General features: G+C 60.0%; 11 protein-coding genes. 6 read left to right on the top strand and 5 right to left on the bottom strand.

All coding sequences use genetic code 11. The annotated features are described in order from the left end of the window. Positions 1-202 precede the first annotated feature (202 nt). A complete protein-coding gene (gene smc, locus ACIQVE_RS13590; RefSeq protein WP_402808955.1) occupies positions 203-3691 on the bottom strand; it encodes a chromosome segregation protein SMC in 3489 nt (1162 codons plus the stop codon). 2 nt (positions 3692-3693) lie between these two features. Continuing rightward, complete coding sequence (locus tag ACIQVE_RS13585; RefSeq protein ID WP_402808953.1) at positions 3694-4353, bottom strand: GntR family transcriptional regulator; 660 nt, start codon at positions 4351-4353, stop codon at positions 3694-3696. A 268-nt stretch (positions 4354-4621) separates the two neighbouring features. Here ACIQVE_RS13585 and xdhA point away from each other — a divergent pair, with 268 nt between their 5' ends. The 4 genes from xdhA (at position 4622) to guaD (ending at position 10787) form a co-directional block, all read left to right on the top strand. Next, positions 4622-6076 (top strand): xanthine dehydrogenase small subunit, encoded by a 1455-nt coding sequence (gene xdhA / locus ACIQVE_RS13580; RefSeq protein WP_402808950.1) that lies wholly within the window; start codon positions 4622-4624, stop codon positions 6074-6076. After that, positions 6069-8468 carry a xanthine dehydrogenase molybdopterin binding subunit gene (gene xdhB, locus ACIQVE_RS13575; protein WP_402808947.1) on the top strand — a complete coding sequence of 800 codons (2400 nt, stop codon included), beginning with the start codon at positions 6069-6071 and terminating at the stop codon, positions 8466-8468. Before xdhA ends, xdhB begins: the two co-directional genes overlap by 8 nt. 143 nt (positions 8469-8611) lie before the next feature. Next, positions 8612-9469, top strand: coding sequence for a xanthine dehydrogenase accessory protein XdhC (xdhC, locus tag ACIQVE_RS13570; protein ID WP_402808944.1), 858 nt, complete (start codon positions 8612-8614; stop codon positions 9467-9469). Between the two features lie 13 nt (positions 9470-9482). After that, complete coding sequence (guaD, locus tag ACIQVE_RS13565; RefSeq protein WP_402808941.1) at positions 9483-10787, top strand: guanine deaminase; 1305 nt, start codon at positions 9483-9485, stop codon at positions 10785-10787. 157 nt (positions 10788-10944) lie between these two features. Here guaD and ACIQVE_RS13560 read toward each other — a convergent pair whose 3' ends face one another. Further along, positions 10945-11709: a GntR family transcriptional regulator gene (locus tag ACIQVE_RS13560; protein ID WP_402808938.1), complete on the bottom strand. Its 765-nt coding sequence runs from the start codon at positions 11707-11709 to the stop codon at positions 10945-10947. A gap of 359 nt (positions 11710-12068) precedes the next feature. On the opposite strand from ACIQVE_RS13560, the gene ACIQVE_RS13555 reads away from it, so the two are divergent. Next, complete coding sequence (locus ACIQVE_RS13555; RefSeq protein WP_402808935.1) at positions 12069-13259, top strand: benzoate/H(+) symporter BenE family transporter; 1191 nt, start codon at positions 12069-12071, stop codon at positions 13257-13259. Positions 13260-13501: 242 nt separating this feature from the next. Here ACIQVE_RS13555 and ACIQVE_RS13550 read toward each other — a convergent pair whose 3' ends face one another. After that, a complete protein-coding gene (locus ACIQVE_RS13550) occupies positions 13502-13846 on the bottom strand; it encodes a YggL family protein (protein WP_402808932.1) in 345 nt (114 codons plus the stop codon). 234 nt (positions 13847-14080) lie between these two features. Here ACIQVE_RS13550 and dacB point away from each other — a divergent pair, with 234 nt between their 5' ends. Then, positions 14081-15541 (top strand): D-alanyl-D-alanine carboxypeptidase/D-alanyl-D-alanine-endopeptidase, encoded by a 1461-nt coding sequence (gene dacB / locus ACIQVE_RS13545; RefSeq protein WP_402808929.1) that lies wholly within the window; start codon positions 14081-14083, stop codon positions 15539-15541. A 135-nt stretch (positions 15542-15676) separates the two neighbouring features. Here dacB and ACIQVE_RS13540 read toward each other — a convergent pair whose 3' ends face one another. Then, positions 15677-18058: a diguanylate cyclase gene (locus tag ACIQVE_RS13540; protein ID WP_402808926.1), complete on the bottom strand. Its 2382-nt coding sequence runs from the start codon at positions 18056-18058 to the stop codon at positions 15677-15679. Positions 18059-18196 lie beyond the last annotated feature (138 nt).

The raw sequence follows: 18196 nt of genomic DNA, 5'->3' as shown, positions 1-18196 counted from the left end.
CGCTTTAACACCTGGCGCCAACTCTATGTTCTGACAGGCGTTTTGCCCACGTATACGAAAAATTGACATTAAACTAGCACGACCATAGACAACTTTACACCGTCTGCCTCATCGGCTTGCGCGAATATGTCGATTGGCCAGCAAGTCGAGCCCGGTAAGAAAGTCCTACAAACCCCTAATACCTTTCCCACAAGATACCGGCTCAGGCATCCACCATCGCCATCGCCTCCTCGACATCCACCGCTACCAGTCGCGAACAACCCGGTTCATGCATCGTTACGCCCATCAACTGCTCGGCCATTTCCATGGCGATCTTGTTGTGGGTGATATAGATGAACTGCACGGTCTGCGACATCTCTTTGACCAAGCGTGCGTAGCGTCCAACGTTAGCGTCATCCAGTGGCGCGTCAACTTCATCGAGCATGCAGAACGGCGCCGGGTTCAACTTGAAGATCGCAAAAACCAGTGCCAGCGCGGTCAGAGCTTTTTCCCCGCCGGAGAGCAAATGGATGGTGCTGTTCTTCTTCCCTGGCGGCTGCGCCATGATCGTTACCCCTGTATCGAGTAGATCTTCGCCCGTCAGTTCCAAATACGCGCGCCCACCACCGAAAACTTTTGGGAAAAGCGCCTGTAACCCGCCATTGATCTGATCAAAGGTATCTTTGAAACGGTTGCGGGTTTCCTTGTCGATCTTGCGAATGACGTTTTCCAGGGTCTCCAGCGCTTCGACCAGATCGGCGTTCTGCGCATCAAGATAACGTTTACGCTCGGATTGTTGCGTGTATTCATCGATGGCCGCGAGGTTGATCGCGCCCAGGCGCTGAATCCGCGCGTTGATCCGTTCGAGTTCTTCTTCGGCTTCGCGTTCACTGGCTTGCGCCGTCAAGGTGGCGAGCACGCCGTTGAGATCGTAGCCGTCTTCGAGCAATTGATCCTGCAGGGCCTTGCGGCGCACGGTCAGGGCCTGCCATTCCATGCGTTGCTGTTCGAGCTGACCACGGATCAGTTGCGATTGCTGCTCGGCTTGCGTGCGGCGCTTTTCTGCGTCGCGCAGTTCGCGGTCGGCATCTTCGAGGGCGATCTGCGCGGTCTTGAGTTCTTCATCGACGGTCATGCGCTTGTCGAGCAGCTCTTCGAGTTTCAGGCGCAGTTCTTCTAGCGGTGCTTCGCCCTCCTCCAGATTCAGACTCAACTGTTCGCGCTTTTCGGTCAGGCGCTCGGACTGCATTTCCAGACGTTCCAGCGCCTGGCGCGTGGAGTCGTGCTGCGCGCGCAACGAGCCGAGACGCACGGCCAACTGGTGTGCATGATCCTTGTGCTGCCGCGCTTCCTGACGCACGCGGTCGAGGCGTTCGCGCAGGCTGTCGCGCTGGGCCAGCAGCAATTCGCGCTGCTCGGTGTCCAGCGCCATCGCATCGAGGGCTTCCTGCAAGTGCATGCGCGCTTCACCGATGTGCTCGTGTTCCAACGCACGTTGTTCGCCGAGTTCGACCAGCTCTTCATCAAGGCGAGTGCGACGTAACGTCAGCTGTTCGGCCTTGGCTTTACCGGCGGACAATTGCGCCTTCAGTTCACCTTGCTGGCGAGCTTCGTCTTGCAGCAAACGACGCAAATGTTCACGACCGTTTTCCTGCTGACGCTGTTGCGCGCGCAGGGTTTGCAAACGGTTTTCCATGGCTTCGACAGTGGCTTCACGCTCTTCGCGTTCGAGATGCAGCGCCTCGATTTCCTGACCACGGGCGAGCATGCCGCTTTCGGCTTCGCTGGCCCGTCGTACGCGTAGAAAGTGCCGGCCGACCCAATAGCCGTCGCGGCTGATTACACTCTGTCCGGCGCTCAACTGGCCGCGCAGGGCCAATGCCTGCTCCAGACTGTCGACTGGTTTGACCTGACCGAGCCACGGCGACAGATCGATCTGCGCCTCGACTTTGTCCAGCAGGCTGCCCGCCACTCGCACGCCATCGGTGCCAGGACTGAGCAAGCGCAAATCGCCCTGAGTAAAACCGGACAAATCGAAGCCGCTGAAATCATCGACCAGCACCGCTTGCAGATCGGCACCGAGCACGGTCTCTACCGCCAGCTCCCAACCGGCCTCGACCTTCAGGCCTTCGGCCAGACGCGGGCGCTCGGCGAGGTTGTGTTCCTTCAGCCATTCAGCGGTGCCGGTGCCCGGATCGAGCGCGGCTTGCTGCAAGGCTTCAAGGGAGGCCAGGCGACCATTGAGACGCTGTAAATCGCCCTGCGCCTGTTGCTGTGCGGTCAGCGCTTGCTGCAGTTCCTGACGCAGTTGCTCAAGCTTTTCGACCTGAGCCTCTTCGCTGGTCTGCAAGTCTTCAAGGGTCGCTTCGGACTCGGCGAGCTGCTCGTTGAGCTCCATGATCGCCGCGTCTTCCGGATCAGCCGAGAGCAACGCGCGCTCTTCGCCGAGGCGCTTTTGGCGATCGGCCAGGCGCTCCATGCTGGTTTCGAGCTGCTGGATGCGTGACTGCTGCACTTCGGCCTGACGCCGTGGTTCGGCAGCGGTCAGGTTGAAGGTGTCCCACTGCTCCTGCCAGCCGTGCATGACGCTTTCGGAATCTTCGAGTGCGGCGGCAGCTTCTTCGGCGGCAGCGCTGGTGATTTCCTGCTCGGGGGTGAGCATGTCCAGCTCTTCGCCGAGGGTCAGCAGCAACGTGCGGTCGTGCCCTAGGTGCGACTCGGTTTCCAGTCGCGCGCGTTCGGCTTCTTTCAAATCGTCCTGCAACTGACGCAAACGTTGCTGGCCGTGCTGGATGCTTTGCTCGACCCGGGCGATGTCGCCACCGACCGAATAGAAGCGCCCCTGCACCAGATTGAAGCGCTCTGACAGGTCGTGATGCCCGTCGCGCAGGCGCTCAATGGCCGCGTCGGCGTTACGTTGCTCGGCGACCAGCGCCTCGAAACTGATTTCCTGGGTGCCGATGATCGACTCGCGCTGGCCGACCTGTTCGTTCAGATCCTGCCAGCGCAGGGCCGACAGTTGCGCCTTGAGCTGACGCTCCTCGGCTTTGAATTCCTGATACTTCTTGGCGGCCTCGGCCTGGCGGTGCAAGCGTTCGAGCTGACGCTCGAGTTCATCGCGCAGGTCAGTCAGGCGGGCAAGGTTTTCGTGGGTACGGCGGATGCGGTTTTCGGTCTCGCGCCGGCGCTCCTTGTACTTGGAGATGCCCGCCGCTTCTTCGATGAAGTTGCGCAAATCTTCAGGTTTGGACTCGATCAGCTTGGAGATCATCCCCTGCTCGATGATCGAGTAGCTGCGCGGGCCCAGACCGGTGCCGAGGAAAATATCGGTGATGTCGCGACGACGGCATTTGGTGCCGTTGAGGTAATAAGTGGTCTGGCTGTCGCGGGTGACTTTGCGGCGAATGGAGATTTCCGCGTAGGCCGCGTATTCGCCCAGCAGCGTGCCGTCGGAGTTGTCGAACACCAGTTCGATGCTCGCCTGGCTCACCGGTTTGCGGCTGGTCGAACCGTTGAAGATGACGTCGGTCATCGATTCGCCACGCAGGTTCTTCGCCGAACTTTCGCCCATCACCCAGCGTACGGCGTCGATGATGTTCGACTTGCCGCAACCGTTCGGCCCGACGACTGCCGCCATGTTACTGGGGAAGTTCACCGTGGTCGGGTCGACGAAGGATTTGAATCCCGCCAGTTTGATGCACTTGAGCCGCACGCTTAGGCGACCGTCAGGGCAGACACCACCAGATCGCAGCTGCGCTGGGCGTAAGCCGTCAGCACGATGCGGATCAGCGGCAAATCACGGGCGAGCACGGCCGCCAGCAAGCGCTCGAACAGTTCGAGGAACTCGCTCATTTCGGCCTTGCGCTGTTCGAGGGCGAGGAAGTAGGCGCGGCTCATCGCCGGTTGCAGGTTCTCGACGGTCTCTTGCAGGTACGGGTTGTTGGCGAACGGATAGGCAGCGCGCATGACGTTGAAGCTGTCATCGACAAAGCTGCGGATGTCCTGACGCTCGTAGCTGGCGGTCAGGCGCTGCTGGATCTGCACGAACGGCGCCATGTCCGACTGGACTTGCCAGCCATTGGCCACCGAGTTGCCGAGCAGGATGTACAGCTCGCTCATCAGCGTGCACAGGCTCTGCACCTTGTGCGCCGTCAGCTCGGTGACGTGCGCGCCACGGCGCGGCAGGATCGCGATCAGGTGGCGACGTTCGAGGATCAGCAAGGCTTCGCGGACCGAACCGCGGCTGACGTTGAGCGCCAGCGTGACCTTTTGTTCCTGGATGCGCTCTCCCGGCTTCATTTCGCCACGAATGATGCGTTCGGCGAGGTGGTGAGCGATTTGCTCGGCGAGGCTGTCCGGGGCCTTGAACGTCATGTTTGTCCTTCAAACTCTATCGATCTGCACAAGCGGCGCAGTGTAGCGCAAATGCAAGGTCATGGCGGAGTGCCCACTCAGCGGTTTTTGGCACGAATCCCGCAAAAAGGCAGGGGACTCGATGAGGGTCAATACTGAATAGACAGGTTGTTTATCGACGAAATGCATTTTCTTGACCTTTAAGTCAGAAAACCATTGACCGAAAAGTCAGAGCTGATAAATTCGGTTCAAGTCGCTTAACAACAATAATGAGTCTGCGAGGCCTTCCGTGATCCAGTTTTTACTTAACCAGGAACTCCGTAGCGAGCACGCCCTGGACCCGAATCTGACTGTGCTCAATTACCTGCGTGAACACGTTGGTAAATCCGGCACCAAAGAAGGTTGCGCCAGCGGTGACTGCGGCGCCTGCACCGTAGTGGTCGGCGAGTTGCAAACGGATGACGCTGGTCGCGAACACATTCGCTATCGCAGCCTCAACTCGTGCCTGACGTTCGTTTCATCCTTGCACGGCAAGCAACTGATCAGCGTTGAAGACCTCAAACACAAAGGCGAACTGCACAGCGTGCAGAAAGCCATGGTCGAGTGCCACGGCTCGCAGTGCGGTTTTTGCACCCCCGGTTTCGTCATGTCGCTGTTCGCTCTGCAAAAGAACAGCGATGCGCCGGACAGCGCCAAGGCCCACGAAGCACTGGCCGGCAACCTCTGTCGCTGCACCGGCTACCGGCCGATCCTCGCGGCCGCCGAGCAATCGTGCTGCGCCAAGCAACCGGACCAGTTCGACGCCCGCGAAGCCGAGACCATCGCCCGCCTCAAAGCCATTGCCCCCACCGATATCGGCGAACTCAACAGCGGCGACAAACGCTGCCTGGTGCCGCTGACCGTCGCCGACCTGGCTGATCTCTACGACGCCTATCCACAAGCGCGCCTGCTGGCTGGCGGCACCGATCTGGCGCTGGAAGTCACCCAGTTCCACCGCACATTGCCGGTGATGATCTACGTCGGCAATGTGGCCGAAATGAAGCGCATCGACAGCTTCGCTGACCGCATCGAAATCGGCGCCGCGACCCCCCTCTCCGACTGCTACGAAGCGTTGAACGCCGAGTACCCGGACTTCGGCGAACTGCTGCACCGCTTCGCCTCCCTGCAAATCCGCAACCAGGGCACCCTCGGCGGCAACATTGGCAACGCCTCGCCCATCGGTGATTCGCCGCCCCTGCTGATCGCGCTCGGCGCGCAGATCGTGCTGTGCAAAGGCGAAACCCGGCGCACCTTGAACCTGGAAGACTATTTCATCGATTACCGCGTCACTGCCCGTCAGGAAAGCGAATTCATCGAGAAGATCATCGTCCCGCGGGCCAGCGCCGAGCAGTTGTTCCGCGCCTATAAAGTCTCGAAACGTCTGGACGACGACATCTCCGCCGTCTGCGCCGCGTTCAACCTGCGCATCGAAAACGGCGTGATCAACGATGCCCGCGTGGCTTTCGGCGGCATGGCCGCGATCCCGAAACGTGCCGCCCATTGCGAAGCGGTTTTGGTCGGTCAACCATTCAACAACGCAGTGATCGAACGCGCCTGCGCCGCCCTGGCCGAAGACTTCACGCCGCTCTCGGACTTCCGCGCCAGCAAGGAATATCGCCTGCTCAGCGCGCAGAACCTGCTGCGCAAATACTTCATCGAACTGCAAACACCGCACATCGAGACTCGGGTGACCGCTTATGTCTAACCATCACGCCGTAGAGAAGACCCAAGCTGAACTGGCCGAGCTGTTCGCCCAGGACCTGACCACCGGTGTCGGCCGCAGCGTCAAGCACGACAGCGCCGCCAAGCACGTGTCCGGTGAAGCGCAGTACATCGATGATCGCCTGGAATTTCCGAATCAGTTGCACCTGTACGCACGCCTGTCGGACCGCGCCCACGCGAAAATCATCAGTATCGACACGTCGCCGTGCTATGCCTTTGAAGGCGTACGCATCGCCATCACCCACGAAGATGTCCCGGGCCTGAAAGACATCGGCCCGCTGCTGCCGGGCGATCCGTTGCTGGCCATCGACGATGTGCAATTCGTCGGGCAACCGGTGCTCGCCGTCGCGGCGAAAGATCTGGAAACCGCACGCAAGGCAGCGATGGCCGCGATTATCGAATACGAAGACCTCGAGCCGGTGCTGGATGTGGTCGAAGCGCTGCGCAAACGCCACTTCGTCCTCGACAGCCACACTCATCAGCGCGGCGATTCGGTCTCGGCGTTGGCGACCGCTGATCATCGCATTCAAGGCACGCTGCACATCGGCGGTCAGGAACACTTCTACCTGGAGACGCAAATCTCCTCGGTGATGCCCACCGAAGACGGCGGCATGATCGTTTACTGCTCGACGCAGAACCCGACCGAAGTGCAGAAACTGGTCGCCGAAGTGCTCGACGTTTCCATGAACAAAATCGTCGTCGACATGCGCCGCATGGGCGGTGGTTTCGGCGGCAAGGAAACTCAGGCGGCAAGCCCCGCGTGCTTGTGCGCAGTGGTCGCGCACCTCACCGGCCAGCCGACCAAGATGCGTTTGCCGCGCGTCGAAGACATGCTGATGACCGGCAAGCGCCACCCGTTCTATGTCGAGTACGACGTCGGTTTCGACAGCACCGGGCGCCTGCACGGGATCAACATGGACCTGGCCGGCAACTGCGGCTGCTCGCCGGATTTGTCAGCGTCGATTGTCGACCGCGCCATGTTCCACTCGGACAACTCGTATTACCTCGGTGATGCGACCATCAACGGTCACCGCTGCAAGACCAACACCGCCTCGAACACTGCTTACCGGGGCTTCGGCGGCCCGCAAGGGATGGTCGCGATCGAAGAAGTGATGGACGCGATTGCCCGTCACCTGAACCTCGACCCACTCGCGGTGCGCAAGGCCAACTACTACGGCAAGACCGAGCGCAACGTCACGCACTACTACCAGACCGTCGAGCACAACATGCTCGAGGAAATGACCGCGGAACTGGAAGAAAGCAGCCAGTATTACGAGCGCCGCGAAGCGATCCGTCGCTACAACGCCAACAGCCCGATCCTGAAAAAAGGCCTGGCGCTGACCCCGGTGAAATTCGGTATTTCCTTCACCGCGAGTTTCTTGAACCAGGCAGGTGCCTTGATCCACATCTACACCGACGGCAGCATCCACCTGAACCATGGCGGAACCGAAATGGGCCAGGGCCTGAACACCAAAGTCGCGCAAGTTGTGGCTGAAGTGTTCCAGGTCGAAATCGACCGCGTGCAGATCACCGCGACCAACACCGACAAGGTGCCAAACACCTCGCCGACCGCTGCGTCCAGCGGTGCCGACCTCAACGGTAAAGCGGCGCAGAACGCGGCGGAAATCATCAAGCAGCGCCTGGTCGAATTCGCCGCGCGTCACTTCAAAGTCAGCGAAGAAGACGTCGAATTCCATAACGGCCACGTGCGTGTTCGTGACCACATCCTGACCTTTGAAGCGTTGATCCAGCAGGCGTATTTCAATCAGGTTTCGCTGTCGAGCACAGGCTTCTACAAGACCCCGAAAATTTACTACGACCGCAGCCAGGCGCGTGGCCGTCCGTTCTACTATTTCGCCTTTGGCGCGGCGTGCTGCGAAGTGATCGTCGACACCCTGACCGGCGAATACAAGATGCTGCGTACCGACATCCTCCACGACGTCGGCGCCTCACTGAACCCGTCCATCGACATCGGTCAGGTTGAAGGCGGTTTTGTCCAAGGCATGGGTTGGCTGACCATGGAAGAGCTGGTCTGGAACAACAAAGGCAAGCTGATGACCAACGGCCCGGCCAGCTACAAGATCCCGGCCGTGGCGGACATGCCGCTCGACCTGCGGGTGAAACTGGTGGAAAACCGCAAGAACCCGGAAGACACCGTGTTCCACTCCAAGGCAGTCGGTGAGCCGCCGTTCATGCTCGGCATTGCGGCGTGGTGTGCGATCAAGGACGCGGTGGCGAGCCTCGGTGATTACAAGCATCAGCCGAAGATTGATGCGCCGGCGACCCCGGAGCGGGTGTTGTGGGGCTGTGAGCAGATGCGTCAGCTTAAAGCGGTGAAAGCCGTCGAAGCTGAAACCGAGTTGGCTTCGCTCTAGGACCGAGGTGCGGCAATCGCTGGCAAGCCAGCTCCCACAGGGTTTTGTGGTGTTTAACCGATAGGCGTTACACCGCAAATCCTGTGGGAGCTGGCTTGCCAGCGATGAGGCCCGAACAGACAACGACAAATGTCGAGGTGGATATGTACAACTGGATCGACGCCCTCGCCGACCTGCAGAACCAGGGCGAACCCTGTGTGCTGGTGACGATCATCGAAGAGCTCGGCTCGACGCCACGCAATGCCGGCTCGAAAATGGTCGTCAGCGCCCGCCAGATCTTCGACACCATCGGTGGCGGGCACCTGGAATACAAAACCATGCAGATCGCCCGCGAGATGCTCGCCAGCGGCAAGCAGGACACCCATCTGGAGCGCTTCAGCCTCGGCGCCAGTCTGGGCCAGTGCTGCGGCGGTGCCACCGTGTTGCTGTTCGAACCGATGGGCCAGGTGCAAGCGCAGATCGCCGTGTTCGGCGCCGGCCACGTCGGTCGCGCCTTGGTGCCGTTGCTCGCCAGCCTGCCCTGCCGGGTGCGCTGGATCGATTCGCGGGAAGAAGAATTCCCCGCACAGATTCCCCACGGCGTCCGTAAAATCGTCGCCGAAGAGCCTGTGGATGAAATCGATGACCTGCCCGCCGGCAGCTACTGCATCGTCATGACCCATAATCATCAGCTGGATCTGGAACTCACCGCCGCGATCCTCAAGCGCAACGATTTCACCTGGTTCGGCCTGATCGGCTCGAAGACCAAACGCGCCAAGTTCGAACACCGTTTGCGTGACCGCGGCTTCGACGCCAGCGTCGTGCAACGCATGCGCTGCCCGATGGGCATCGGCGAAGTCAAAGGCAAGTTGCCTGTGGAAATCGCCATCTCCATCGCCGGCGAAATCATCGCCACCTATAACGCCAATTTCGGCCAGCACACTGCCAGCGCCGAACCGATTGCCAAACTGCTGCCCCTTTCGCGCCGCAGTCAGGCCACCAAACTCAAAGCCTCAAACTGATTAGAGAACCCTCATGCCTCTGACTCTTAAAGCCTACCGCGCCGCCATCCTGCACAGCATTGCCGACCCTGCCGAAGTCGGCATCGAAGCCTCCTACGAATATTTCGAGGACGGCCTGCTGGTGGTCGATGGCGGCAAGATCAGCGCCCTCGGCCACGCCAGCGACTTGCTGCCGACGCTGCCGGCGGACATCGAGATCAATCACTATCAGGATGCCCTGATCACCCCGGGCTTCATCGACACCCACATCCACCTGCCACAAACCGGCATGGTCGGCGCCTATGGCGAGCAACTGCTCGACTGGCTCAACACCTACACCTTCCCGTGCGAAAGCCAGTTCGGCGACAAGGCGCACGCCGATGAAGTCGCCGATATTTTCGTCAAGGAACTGCTGCGCAACGGCACCACCACGGCGCTGGTGTTTGGCAGCGTTCATCCGCAGTCGGTGAACTCGTTCTTTGAAGCAGCGGAAAAACTCGATCTGCGGATGATTGCCGGCAAGGTGATGATGGACCGCAACGCGCCGGATTATCTGACCGACACCGCCGAATCCAGCTACGTCGAGAGCAAGGCACTGATCGAGCGCTGGCACGGCAAGGGCCGCCTGCACTATGCGGTCACCCCGCGTTTCGCACCGACCAGCACCCCGGAACAACTGACCCTCGCCGGGCAATTGCTGACTGAATATCCGGATCTGTACATGCAGACCCACATCAGCGAGAACCTCAAGGAAATCGAGTGGGTCAAGGAACTGTTCCCGGAGCGCAAGGGCTACCTGGACGTTTACGATCACTACAAGCTGCTCGGCGAGCGCTCGGTCTTCGCCCACGGCGTGCACCTGTGCGACGACGAATGTGCGCGTCTGGCGCAAACCGGCTCGGCCGTCTCGTTCTGCCCGACCTCGAATCTCTTCCTCGGCAGTGGCTTGTTCAATCTGCCGATGGCCGAGAAGCACAAGTTGAACGTGGGCTTGGGCACTGACGTTGGCGGCGGCACCAGTTTCTCGCTGCTGCAAACCCTGAACGAAGCCTACAAAGTGATGCAGATGCAAGGTGCGCGCTTAAGTCCGTTCAAGTCGTTGTATCTGGCGACCTTGGGTGGCGCGCGGGCGCTGCGCCTGGAAGACAAGATCGGCAACTTGCAACCGGGCAGCGACGCTGACTTCCTGGTACTGGATTACAACGCCACGCCGTTGTTGAGCTATCGCCTGAAGCAGGCCAATAACATTGCCGAGACGTTGTTTGTGTTGATGACGCTGGGGGATGACCGGACGGTGCAGCAGACTTATGCGGCGGGTGCGTTGGTGCATCAGCGCTAAGTTTTTTCAGGGCACAAAAAAATCCCCCGGTGCTTTTCAGTCTGGGGGATTTTTGTTGTCGGTAAGATCGCCTTCGCGAGCAAGCTCGCTCCCACAGGGGAATGCATTTCTAATGTGGGAGCGAGCTTGCTCGCGAAGGGCGCACCGCAGTATCAGCTCAGAGCTTGGCCGCAGGGCGCCCCGGCTTCTTGGTCTGCAACAAATGCGAGAACACTGCATGCAGATCATCGGACGCCGCTTCCTCATCGAGGTTGAGCTTACTGTCGATGTGATCCATGTGATGCATCATCAGATCCACCGCCAACTCACCGTTCCGCGCTTCAATGGCGTCGATCAGTTGGGTGTGCTCGTCGTAGGAACAGTGCGAGCGGTTGCCGCTTTCATACTGGGCAATGATCAGCGAGGTCTGCGAGACCAGGCTGCGTTGGAAGCTGATCAACGGCGCGTTTTTCGCCGCTTCCGCCAGCTTCAGGTGGAACTCGCCCGACAGACGAATACCTGCACCGCGATCGCCGCGCGAGAAGCTGTCACGCTCGTCGTTGACCATCTGACGCAACTCGGCGATCTGCTCGGCAGTGGCGTGCAGCACCGCCAGCTCAGTGATCGCGCGTTCGACCAGACGACGGGCCATGAACACCTGACGCGCTTCCTCCACGCTCGGGCTGGCAACGACTGCGCCACGGTTCGGCCGCAACAGCACGACACCTTCATGGGCCAGACGCGACAGCGCGCGGCGAATGATGGTGCGGCTGACCCCAAAGATTTCCCCCAGCGCTTCTTCGCTCAACTTGGTGCCGGGCGCCAGACGCTGTTCGAGGATGGCCTCGAAGATATGCGCGTAGACAATATCGTCCTGGGTTCCGCTGCGGCCGGCTTTGCCTGCTCGCGGTTGTTTCTTGAGGGGTTGCAACTGTTCGTTCATGGGCACTCGAGTCGGGAGAACTGCGGCGAATAGACCGTGACTGTAATACGGCACAGTAGGTCGCTGGCAAGTATCGCGTAAAAAACACCGCGATTGTACACAATGGATGGTGGCAACACGACTGTATGGCTGTTTGTGACCCCGGCTGTATTGCAACGGTCCGTTGCGATTGAGTTTAGGCTTGATCGCAGAATCCGCCTTTAACGCACAATCCCCCTGTGGGAGCGAGCTTGCTCGCGAAGGCGGTGTGTCAGTAAAAGCAGATGTCGGCTGACATACCGTCTTCGCGAGCAAGCTCGCTCCCACAATGGTTCATTGGTGTGACGGACATCTTCATTTGTATAAGGAACACCGCTGTCATGAACGACGTCACCCACACCCGACTACGCCCCATCGCGGACACATCGCCTTCCGCCATCGTCGCCGGGTTCATTGCGATGATGACCGGCTACACCAGCTCCCTGGTGCTGATGTTCCAGGCCGGGCAAGCGGCGGGCCTGACCAGCGGGCAGATTTCCTCGTGGATCTGGGCGATTTCGATCGGCATGGCGGTGTGCTCGATCGGTCTGTCGCTGCGCTATCGCACGCCGATCACTATTGCTTGGTCGACACCCGGCGCGGCGCTGCTGATCACCAGTCTTGGCGGTGTCAGTTATGGCGAGGCCATCGGCGCCTACATAACTTGCGCGGTACTGGTGACGATGTGCGGGCTGACCGGCAGTTTCGAACGGCTGATGAAGAAGATACCGGCATCACTGGCGGCAGCCTTGCTGGCGGGGATTCTGTTCAAGATCGGCAGCGAAATCTTCGTCGCCGCGCAACATCGCACCGGCCTGGTGTTGGGCATGTTCTTCACCTATCTGCTGATCAAACGCCTGTCGCCACGCTATGCCGTGCTCGCCGCATTGCTGATCGGCACCGCGCTCTCGGGCTTCATGGGCCTGCTGGACTTCAGTGGTTTTCATCTTGAAGTGGCGACACCGGTGTGGACCACGCCGCATTTTTCGTTGGCGGCAACCATCAGCATCGGTATTCCGCTGTTCGTCGTGGCGATGACCTCGCAGAACATGCCCGGCATCGCCGTGCTGCGCGCCGACGGCTACAACGTCCCGGCCTCGCCGCTGATTACCACCACCGGCATCGCCTCATTGTTACTGGCGCCGTTCGGCTCACACGGCATCAACCTCGCCGCCATCAGCGCAGCAATCTGTACCGGGCCGCATGCCCATGAAGATCGCAATAAACGCTACACCGCGGCGGTGTGGTGCGGGATTTTCTACGGCATTGCCGGAGTGTTTGGCGCAACTCTGGCGGCGCTGTTTGCCGCGCTACCGAAAGAACTGGTGCTGTCGATTGCCGCGCTGGCGCTGTTTGGTTCGATCATCAATGGCTTGAGCATTGCGATGGCCGAGGTCAAGGAGCGTGAAGCGGCGCTGATCACGTTTATGGTGACGGCGTCGGGGCTGACGCTGTTTTCCATTGGTTCGGCGTTTTGGGGGATTGTCGCGGGGGTTGTGACGCTGCTGATTTTGAATTGGCGTAAAGCTTAAGATCAAAAGCCCCTCACCCTAGCCCTCTCCCGGAGGGAGAGGGAACTGACCGGGTTGTTTGGCAGAGGTGCGCCGACCTGGGATACTGAGCTGAATGCAGATTTTGAACAACTCACAAATCGGCTCCCTCTCCCTCGGGAGAGGGCTGGGGTGAGGGGTAGATCCACCGCAAATCCCAAGCCGGATACCCAAACGCCAGGCAAAAAAAAACGGCGACCTTCAGGTCGCCGTTTTTTTCAGTATCACTTAGCCGCGTTGATCGGCTTTTCCGGATACCAAACGTCCAGCAGCGGGCTGACGGTTACTTCGGTCAGTTCGCTACGGGTTTTCAGCCAGGCTTCAACAGCAGCGCGCTGCTCTTCGTTGACCGAGCCACGCTTCTGCAGGCATACCAGACCGAAGTCGTCGCCGCCAACATAACCCAGACCGTTGGCTTCCATGGCTTCTTTCAAGAATGCATTGAGGAAAGCGTCAATGGCTTCATCGGACAAGTCTTTTTTGAAGTCAAGGTTCAGTTCGAAACCCAGCTCTTGAAATTCATCAACGCACAGTTTTTTGCGCAGACGCTGGGAACGGTTAGTCGCCATTGGAACAATCCTCTTAAGTAATAACGGCCGGCACTTTACCAGTTTAAGACGTCATTTGCCCGACTCTCTGGACACTACAACCGACCGCCTGTAAAAAAATCACTGATTAGCCACCTCAGGGACGGCACAAGCGGTTACACCTTGGGGCATAATGCCGACACTTTCGTGACCACTGAGGGCTTTTTCATCCATGTCCTCGTTTTTCTCCCCCTCTTTTGCAGGGTTTTATTTCATATGATCAAATCGTTGCGTCCACTGTTTTTCGCCGGCCTTTTTCTTCCTCTGGCCCTGCCTGTCTCTGCTGCCCCTATCAATACCGCCCTCACCCCCAACGTCGAAAAAGCCCTCAAGGCCAGCAAATTGCAGCCTAGCGCCCTGTCGCTGGTGATGGTACCGCTCGACGGCCCGGGCACAGCCACCGTGTTCAACGCCGATGTGTCGGTCAACCCGGCCTCGACCATGAAACTGGTTACCACCTACGCGGCGCTGGAAATGCTCGGCCCCAACCACCAGTGGAAAACCGAGTTCTACACCGATGGCAACCTGAGCGGGGGCATCCTTAACGGTAATCTCTACCTCAAGGGTGGCGGCGATCCGAAGCTGAACATGGAAAAACTCTGGCTGTTGATGCGCGATCTGCGCGCCAACGGCGTCACGCAGATCACCGGTGATCTGGTGCTGGACCGCAACTTCTTCGTGCAGCCACAACTGCCGGAATTCAACGATGACGGCAATGACGAGAACAAACCGTTCCTGGTCAAACCCGATTCGCTGCTGGTCAACCTCAAGGCCCTGCGCTTCGTTGCCCGCAATGACGGTGGCCGGGTGTTGATCTCGGTGGAACCGCCGATCGCCAGCATCCGCATCGAAAATACCGTCAAGGCTCTTCCCTCCAAGCAATGCACCGGCGGTGTGCGCTACAACCCGGTGCCGCAGGCCGATGGCAGCGTGACCGTGACGGTGGGCGGCCAGTTGGGTGAAGGTTGCAGCTCGCAGACTTATCTGTCGCTGCTCGACCACGCGACCTACACCGCCGGCGCCGTTCGCGCGATCTGGAAGGAGTTGGGTGGCAGCATTCAGGGCAGGGATCGTCTCGCAGCGACCCCGAGCAACGCCAAATTGCTGGCTCGCGCATTCTCGCCGGATCTGGCGGAAATCATCCGCGACATCAACAAATACAGTAACAACACCATGGCGCAGCAGCTGTTCCTGAGCCTGGGCCAGAAATTCCGCAACGACGCCGACGGTGACGACGCCAAGGCAGCGCAACGCGTGGTCCGTCAATGGCTGGCGAAAAAAGGTATTACCGCGCCGCACCTGGTGATGGAGAACGGTTCCGGTCTGTCCCGTGCCGAACGGGTCAGCGCCCGTGAGATGGCCAACATGCTGCAGGCTGCTTGGCACAGCCCGTATGCCGCCGAATACATCAGCTCGCTGCCGATTGCCGGTACCGACGGCACCATGCGCAAGCGCCTGAAGACCACCGCCATGCGCGGCGAAGCTCACGTCAAGACCGGCACCCTGAACACCGTACGAGCGATTGCCGGTTTCAGCCGCGACGTCAACGGCAACACCTGGGCGGTGGTGGCGATTCTCAACGACAAGGCGCCGTTTGGTGCATCGTCGGTGCTGGATCAGGTGCTGCTGGATCTGTATCGACAGCCGAAACTGCCGCAGACTGCTTCGGTCTTGTAATCCAATCCCGCCAACACCCTAAAACCCTGTGGGAGCGAGCTTGCTCGCGAAGAGGCCAGTCCAGTCGATATCAACGTTGACTGTTCGGACGCCTTCGCGAGCAAGCTCGCTCCCACAGGGGATTTGCGAAGTTGCCTAACTCATTTGTTCAACCCGATCCCGCCCGCCCTGCTTCGCCGCGTACACCCCTGAATCCGCACGCAACAACAGTGAATCAGCGCCCTCGCCCGGTCGCCAACTGGCGATACCGAAACTCGCTGTAACCACCCCGACCACGTCCACCGGCGCACTGCGCAACCCCTCCCACAATTCCACAGCGAGCATGTATGCGTGTTCGCCGTCGATGTCCGGGCAGAGCACCATGAATTCCTCGCCGCCCAAGCGGCAGAACACATCAGTGCGGCGCAGCCGATGGCCGATGCGCTCGCACAAGGCTTGCAGCACCCGGTCGCCCACGGCATGGCCGTACTGGTCGTTGATGCGTTTGAAATGGTCGATGTCGAGCATGATCACCGACAGTTCACCGCCGCCACGCTCGACCCGGGCCATTTCGGTGGTCAGGCGCTCTTGAAAGTAGCGACGGTTGTGGATACCGGTCAGCGAATCAGTGATCGACAGTGCTCGCAGTTCTTCCTCCACGCGCTTCAAATCGGAAATGTCCGAGATGTAGCCATGCCACAGCACGCCACCGCCCGGCAGTTCCTCCGGCGTCGCCTCGCCGCGCACCCAGCGCAGACCGCGTGCGGGCAACTGCACGCGGTATTCCTCGCGCCATGGGCTGAGGTTGTGCGCGGATGCCCGAATCGAGGCGCGCACACGGATCACATCCTGCGGGTGGATACGGGCGAAAATCGCCTCGGCGTCGAGCAGCAGCACATCCGGTTCGAGTTCGTAGATCTCGCGGATGCCGTCGCTGGCATAGATCACACTGAAGCGACCGTCGAATTCCATCTTGAACTGGTAAATGCCGCCGGGCACATGGGCGCTGAGCTTTTTCAGCAACACATCACGCGCCGCCAGCGCCTCGTGCACACGCTTGCGCTCGGTGATGTCGATGCAGATCGCCAGGTGCCCGACCCACAGGCCCTGCTCATCAAGCACGGGGGTGGCGAGCATGTTCACCGGCAGATGACTGCCGTCATTGCAGATCAGCGTCCACTCGCGCGCCTCGTGCCCGCCGACTTCACCGCCCTCGACCAGCATCGCCTGACAGGTCGGAATCGTCTTGCCGTAACGCGTACTCAATTCCGCCGCGCGGGCCACCAGCTCGCGCGGGAAATGCAGATTCTCCAGGGTCATGCGGCCGACCACCTCGTCGCTGCGGTAGCCGAGCATTTGCTCGGCGCCGGGGTTGAAGGTGCTGATCACCCCGCGCAGGTCAGTGGCGATGATTGCCACCTGCGTCGCGGCATTCAGTACGCCGCGCAACTGGCCGTGGGTGCCGCGCAGTTCCTGTTCGCTGTCGTGCAGCTCTTGCGTGCGCTGCTCGACCAGATGCAAGGCACGCTGGCGCTGGCTGACCAGCACATATAACAACGCGCTCAGCAGCAGACTGAGCAATCCACCGAGAATCAGCACGCTCCCTACCGACGAGTGGTTGGCCTGTATGAACGCGTCACTCGGCAGAATATCCACCTGATAGTCGTGATCGGCCATGCGCACCAGCCGCGTTGCGGCCAGAGCACTGGGTGCCGGATCATTGGTCGATTCGTAGAGCACCTCGTGCTGATCACGGATCGACAGGTCGAGAATGCGCACCGACAAGTAGTCATGGAACGCTTCCGGCAAGCCATCCGCCAGCAACTGACGCATGCTGATCACCGCCATCACATAACCGAAAGGCTTTTGCTGGCCCTCGCGTATGACCGGCGCCACCAGCAAAACCCCGCGAGCATAGGCCGGCTCGACGCTGACCAGATGCATCGGTTTGGAAACGGCCAGATTACGCAGCTCGTCGGCGCGCAGCAGGGTGTCGCGGCGCAGCGGTTGCGCGAGCAAATCGTAGCCCAGCGGCGAGCCCAGACGACTTTGGGTCTGGCTGTACAACACCGGTACGTATTCATCGCGGGCGGTGGCCAGTTGAAGTTCGCCCTGCTCATTGAGTTCGCGAATAGTGAACGTGCTCAGGCCTTCCGCACGCACGCGCTGCTCAAATGCGGCGCGCTCGACAGCGCTGACCCTGAGGGCAAACGAATAGGCCAGGGTGCGCAGCAATAACGGTCGGGTATAGCCATCGAACTCGGCGCGAGACACCGATTGGGAATTGGTGAAGAAGCGGCGCAGGCCATCGAGGCGTTGCTCCTGGTCCTGAAAGCGTTCTTCTATGCGGCTGTAACGCTCATTGGCCAGCAGTTGAAAGCGCTGACGCAGTTGTTGCTCAAACTGACTGAAAGTGGCCCAGGCGAGCAGCCCCGTGAGAATCCCGCCGGCGAGCAATACCAGCATTGCGACCAGCCAGGCCGAAACGTCTTCGCTGATGAAACCCAGAATCTTCGGACGCACGGGGTGCAACGACATAAGGGCAACTCACTACGTCAGCATTGCGGGGAGACCCCCATTGGCCATGAGTGAGTTTATAGCTATTAGCCATTAATTTGGCTAGCACTGATCGGAGCCAAGAGCCTTTAAAAATCAAGGCTCTGTGGATCCAACCCT

The organism is Pseudomonas sp. NPDC098747, from assembly GCF_044760045.1.
Taxonomy (GTDB): Bacteria; Pseudomonadota; Gammaproteobacteria; order Pseudomonadales; family Pseudomonadaceae; genus Aquipseudomonas.
Note: the sequence above shows the minus strand (reverse complement) of the source record. Positions and strands in the feature narration are given on the sequence as shown.

What these genes read in the sequence shown, in the direction of transcription:
- ACIQVE_RS13585 (WP_402808953.1), bottom strand. Translation starts at nt 4,353, where the DNA reads ATGACGTTCAAGGCCCCGGACAGCCTCGCCGAGCAAATCGCTCACCAC.
- xdhB (WP_402808947.1), top strand. Translation starts at nt 6,069, where the DNA reads ATGTCTAACCATCACGCCGTAGAGAAGACCCAAGCTGAACTGGCCGAG.
- xdhC (WP_402808944.1), top strand. Translation starts at nt 8,612, where the DNA reads ATGTACAACTGGATCGACGCCCTCGCCGACCTGCAGAACCAGGGCGAA.
- guaD (WP_402808941.1), top strand. Translation starts at nt 9,483, where the DNA reads ATGCCTCTGACTCTTAAAGCCTACCGCGCCGCCATCCTGCACAGCATT.
- ACIQVE_RS13560 (WP_402808938.1), bottom strand. Translation starts at nt 11,709, where the DNA reads ATGAACGAACAGTTGCAACCCCTCAAGAAACAACCGCGAGCAGGCAAA.
- ACIQVE_RS13555 (WP_402808935.1), top strand. Translation starts at nt 12,069, where the DNA reads ATGAACGACGTCACCCACACCCGACTACGCCCCATCGCGGACACATCG.
- ACIQVE_RS13550 (WP_402808932.1), bottom strand. Translation starts at nt 13,846, where the DNA reads ATGGCGACTAACCGTTCCCAGCGTCTGCGCAAAAAACTGTGCGTTGAT.
- dacB (WP_402808929.1), top strand. Translation starts at nt 14,081, where the DNA reads ATGATCAAATCGTTGCGTCCACTGTTTTTCGCCGGCCTTTTTCTTCCT.
- ACIQVE_RS13540 (WP_402808926.1), bottom strand. Translation starts at nt 18,058, where the DNA reads ATGTCGTTGCACCCCGTGCGTCCGAAGATTCTGGGTTTCATCAGCGAA.